Origin of the sequence: Kosakonia sp. S42, assembly GCF_016624785.1 — a bacterium.
In the GTDB taxonomy this organism is placed as follows: Bacteria; Pseudomonadota; Gammaproteobacteria; order Enterobacterales; family Enterobacteriaceae; genus Kosakonia; species Kosakonia cowanii.
Window position 1 is genome coordinate 1 of sequence record NZ_JACVTW010000067.1, and the last position, 4,201, is coordinate 4,201.

Annotated in this window: 4 protein-coding genes and 4 tRNA genes; 1 reads left to right on the top strand and 7 read right to left on the bottom strand. The window is 50.9% G+C overall.

Annotated elements, in window-relative coordinates:
- The 5 genes from IAE50_RS25405 to IAE50_RS25425 form a co-directional block, all read right to left on the bottom strand.
- Nucleotides 1-138, bottom strand: a 138-nt coding sequence (locus tag IAE50_RS25405; RefSeq protein WP_023204020.1) for a GTP-binding protein, incomplete at its 3' end; no start/stop codon positions are given.
- A gap of 114 nt (nucleotides 139-252) precedes the next feature.
- Nucleotides 253-328 (bottom strand) — tRNA-Thr (locus tag IAE50_RS25410).
- A gap of 5 nt (nucleotides 329-333) precedes the next feature.
- Nucleotides 334-408: transfer RNA gene (locus tag IAE50_RS25415), tRNA-Gly, on the bottom strand.
- A gap of 111 nt (nucleotides 409-519) precedes the next feature.
- Nucleotides 520-604: transfer RNA gene (locus IAE50_RS25420), tRNA-Tyr, on the bottom strand.
- A gap of 8 nt (nucleotides 605-612) precedes the next feature.
- A tRNA-Thr gene (locus IAE50_RS25425) sits at nucleotides 613-688 on the bottom strand.
- A gap of 411 nt (nucleotides 689-1,099) precedes the next feature.
- Here IAE50_RS25425 and coaA point away from each other — a divergent pair.
- Entirely contained in the window at nucleotides 1,100-2,050 is a 951-nt protein-coding gene (gene coaA, locus IAE50_RS25430) for a type I pantothenate kinase (RefSeq protein ID WP_034812588.1), read from the top strand.
- 31 nt (nucleotides 2,051-2,081) lie between these two features.
- Here the strand turns inward: coaA and birA are convergent, their stop codons facing one another.
- Together birA and murB are read right to left on the bottom strand one after the other, a co-directional pair.
- Nucleotides 2,082-3,044, bottom strand: coding sequence for a bifunctional biotin--[acetyl-CoA-carboxylase] ligase/biotin operon repressor BirA (gene birA, locus IAE50_RS25435; RefSeq protein WP_094419089.1), 963 nt, complete (start codon nucleotides 3,042-3,044; stop codon nucleotides 2,082-2,084).
- Entirely contained in the window at nucleotides 3,041-4,069 is a 1,029-nt protein-coding gene (gene murB, locus IAE50_RS25440; protein WP_200135761.1) for a UDP-N-acetylmuramate dehydrogenase, read from the bottom strand. The genes birA and murB overlap by 4 nt, the downstream gene beginning before the upstream one ends.
- Between the last annotated feature and the right edge of the window lie 132 nt (nucleotides 4,070-4,201).

Below are 4,201 nucleotides of genomic sequence, written 5' to 3' on the forward strand. Positions count from 1 at the left end.
TGCGCGAGCAGCACCGCCGTAGGTCTTAGCCAGTACGGTAGTGATTGCAGCAGTCAGCGTTGTTTTACCATGGTCAACGTGGCCGATAGTACCGACGTTAACGTGCGGTTTTGTACGTTCAAACTTTTCTTTAGACATCGATTGTCCCTCTAAGACACGGATAAATCGGTGATATCACCACATCAACCAGGCAACATGCCCGACTCGTTGAATGCTAAATAACAGAAGAGAAACCAGGAAGGAGAAGTGAAGTGGTGCTGATACCCAGAGTCGAACTGGGGACCTCACCCTTACCAAGGGTGCGCTCTACCAACTGAGCCATATCAGCACGTCTGGAGCGGGCAGCGGGAATCGAACCCGCATCATCAGCTTGGAAGGCTGAGGTAATAGCCATTATACGATGCCCGCATCCTGAAACTCGGCTACCCAGTGCTTCTGTATTGCCGGGAGAAGATTCTCTCCCTGAGAGCTGATTCACTACTGACACCAACTCAGGTTACGTTTTAGCGTAACCGAAAATGGTGGTGGGGGAAGGATTCGAACCTTCGAAGTCTGTGACGGCAGATTTACAGTCTGCTCCCTTTGGCCGCTCGGGAACCCCACCGGACTTGATGGTGCCGACTACCGGAATCGAACTGGTGACCTACTGATTACAAGTCAGTTGCTCTACCTACTGAGCTAAGTCGGCATCAAGTAGCGCGCATTCTAGGGAGACCTGCGGAGGGATGCAACAAAAAAATTGCACAAAATGCTCTATCGCTCACATTTTGCACGACAACACGAATAAATGCTGTAATTTCATGCAACACCGTGGAAAAAACCACCATTTCTGCTCGCGAATTGGCTGTGCCAAAAGGTCCCCTCATCCCCTTTGATTACATTGCCTATTTAAGGATCCATCTTAATAGGCATGAGCGATGTGTGGGAAACACTCTCCGGGGCGTGATTTTTCATATTATTCACTGTCATCTGGTGTTAACCTCCTGCCCATTGTTCCCACTTATTTAATAACGCCGAGCCATAGCATTATCTAAAGAGATGCTCTCGTTGCGCGCCGCCGGGCGCACCGCAGAGAGCCATGGCAGGCTGATAAAAGCGTATGAGTAAAAAAGAGCAAACGTTAATGACGCCCTACCTACAGTTTAATCGCAGCCAGTGGGCTGCCCTTCGTGCTTCGGTTCCTATGACCCTGACCGAGGGCGAAATCGCGAGATTAAAAGGCATTAATGAAGACCTTTCTTTAGAAGAAGTGGCGGAAATTTATCTCCCTCTTTCCCGTTTACTCAATTTCTATATCAGCTCCAACTTGCGCCGTCAGGCCGTGCTTGAACAATTCCTTGGCACTAATGGGCAGCGCATTCCTTATATCATCAGCATTGCCGGAAGCGTGGCGGTAGGTAAAAGCACCACGGCACGTGTGCTGCAAGCCTTGTTGAGCCGCTGGCCCGAGCATCGTCGCGTTGAACTCATTACTACCGATGGTTTTTTGCATCCAAACCAGGTGTTGAAAGATCGCGGTCTGATGAAGAAGAAAGGCTTTCCGCAATCCTATGATATGCATCGCCTTGTGAAATTCGTGTCAGATATCAAATCAGGGGTGACCAATGTCACCGCGCCGGTCTATTCGCACCTGATTTATGATGTTATTCCGGATGGCGACAAGACGGTTGCTCAGCCCGATATTCTGATTCTTGAAGGGTTGAATGTACTGCAAAGCGGTATGGATTATCCTCATGACCCGCATCATGTATTTGTCTCTGACTTTGTCGATTTTTCAATATATGTCGACGCGCCTGAGGAGCTGCTGCAGAACTGGTATATCAATCGCTTCCTGAAATTCCGTGAAGGCGCTTTTACCAATCCCGATTCTTATTTCCATAACTATGCGAAATTATCGAAAGAGGAAGCCGTCGAGATTGCGCAATCGCTGTGGAAAGAAATTAACGGATTAAATCTTAAAGAAAATATCCTTCCAACGCGCGAGCGAGCAAGCCTGATTATGACCAAAAGTGCTAATCATGCTGTTGAAGAAGTGCGTCTGCGTAAGTAATAAAAAAGGGAGCATCTCTGCTCCCTTGCCGTTATTCCGCGCTGCGTAGCGATATTTCCCCACCAACCCAGGGTTTAACTACGCCATCCTGCTCGAGCAATAATGCCCCCTGCGAATCGATGCCGCGAGAGATACCGAAGATCTCTTTCTCGCCAATAATCAATTTAACCGGACGGTTAATAAAATTATCCAGCACTTCCCAGCGGCTAAGAAAAGGCGTGAGCCCCTCTTGTTCAAAGCAGTGCAGTGCGCTGCGTAACTCAGTGATAAGCCGTGCAGCAAGAACGTTGCGGTCGATACGCACGCCCGCTTCCTGCAGGTTAATCCAGCCCTGATTGATGTCACCCGCCTGCGCATTACGCATGGCCAGATTGACACCGGCGCCGATTACGATCTGCGCTGCATCGCCTGTTTTACCTGTCAATTCAACGAGGATACCGGCAAGTTTGCGATCGTTGAGATAAAGATCGTTAGGCCATTTAACGCGCACCTGGTCAGCACCCAAGTCGCGTAATACTTCAGTCATAACGATGCCAATAACCAGGCTTAAGCCGATAGCGGCAGCGGGGCCTTGTTCAAGACGCCAGTACATGGAGATATAGAGATTGGCCCCAAAGGGCGAAATCCATTTCCGGCCACGGCGTCCACGGCCTGCCTGCTGATACTCAGCGACACAGGCATCGCCTGACTGCAATCCGGCAAGACGATCGAGCAAATACTGGTTTGTGGAGTCAATGACAGGCAATACAGCCACACTGCCTTGCGCAACTTCACGACGGATGAATGTCTCATCCAACAGTTGAATAGGTTCAGGAAGGCTGTAGCCTTTCCCCGGCACGGTAAACACATCCACACCCCAGTCCCGGAGCGTCTGTATATGTTTATTAATTGCAGCCCGGCTCATACCCAGGCTCTCGCCAAGCTGTTCACCGGAGTGAAACTCGCCGTCAGCCAGAAGCGAGATAAGCGTCAATGGGATAGTATTATCTTTCACGCAATAACCTCCACGGCATTCACCTCACCGGCATGGCCAATAAAGCGCACCTCTGGCTCCAGCCAGACGTTAAATTTTTCGCCGACGCGCTGGCGCACTAAATGGGCAAGCTGAACCACATCATCACTTGTCGCCCTATCTGCATTAATGAGCACCAGAGCCTGTAAGTGATGAACGGCAGCACCGCCTGTTGATGTCCCTTTCAACTGACATTGATCGATCAGCCAACCGGCGGCCAGTTTTACCGAGCCATCGGCCTGTGGATAGTGGGGAGCATGAGGATGAGCAGCCAGCAGAGCAACCGCCTGTTCAGCCGTGATCACCGGATTTTTGAAGAAGCTACCCGCGTTACCATACACTTTCGGGTCCGGCAGTTTGCTGGTACGCATATGACAGACGGCATCAAAGACCTGCTGCGGTGTTACGGTCGCAGGATCAAGCCGGGTGAGGTCCCCATAGGTGAGTACCGGTTGCCACGCTTTAGCCAGACGCAATCCTACGGCAGTGATCGCAACGCGATCCTGATACTCATGCTTGAATATGCTGTCGCGGTAGCCGAAACGGCACTCTTTTGCGCTTAACCGCTGTTGTTTGCCACTGCTTAGCTCAACGCAGTCGACATAATCGCAGACACGCTGCAGCTCAACGCCATACGCCCCGATATTCTGGATAGGTGAGGATCCCGTGCAGCCTGGGATCAGCGCGAGATTTTCCAGACCCGGCATTCCGCGTTCAAGCGTGAATTGCACAAGCTGATGCCAATTCTCACCGGCGCCAACATGCAGAAGCCATGCATCAGCCTCTTCACTAATCGTGATGCCTTTGATGCGATTGATGATGACGGTTCCGGCAAAATCCTCCAGGAAAAGCACATTACTGCCCTCTCCAAGGATTAGCACCGGTTGCTGCTGCTCTACTGCACTCTGCCAGGCTTCCAGCAGTTGTTGGGTATTCTCGGCGCATACGATGCGACGGGCATTATGCTCGATACCAAAGGTATTCCACGGCTTAAGGGAGAGATTCATTCACGCTATCCTGATGCAAAAACAGGGCTAGTTTACCGTATACGAAGGGGGAGTGCTTGCGGTGTTTCAGGAAGATACAACGCAAAAAGCCTCATGCTTTCGCATGAGGCTTTCGGCTTTGTTTGATGCCTG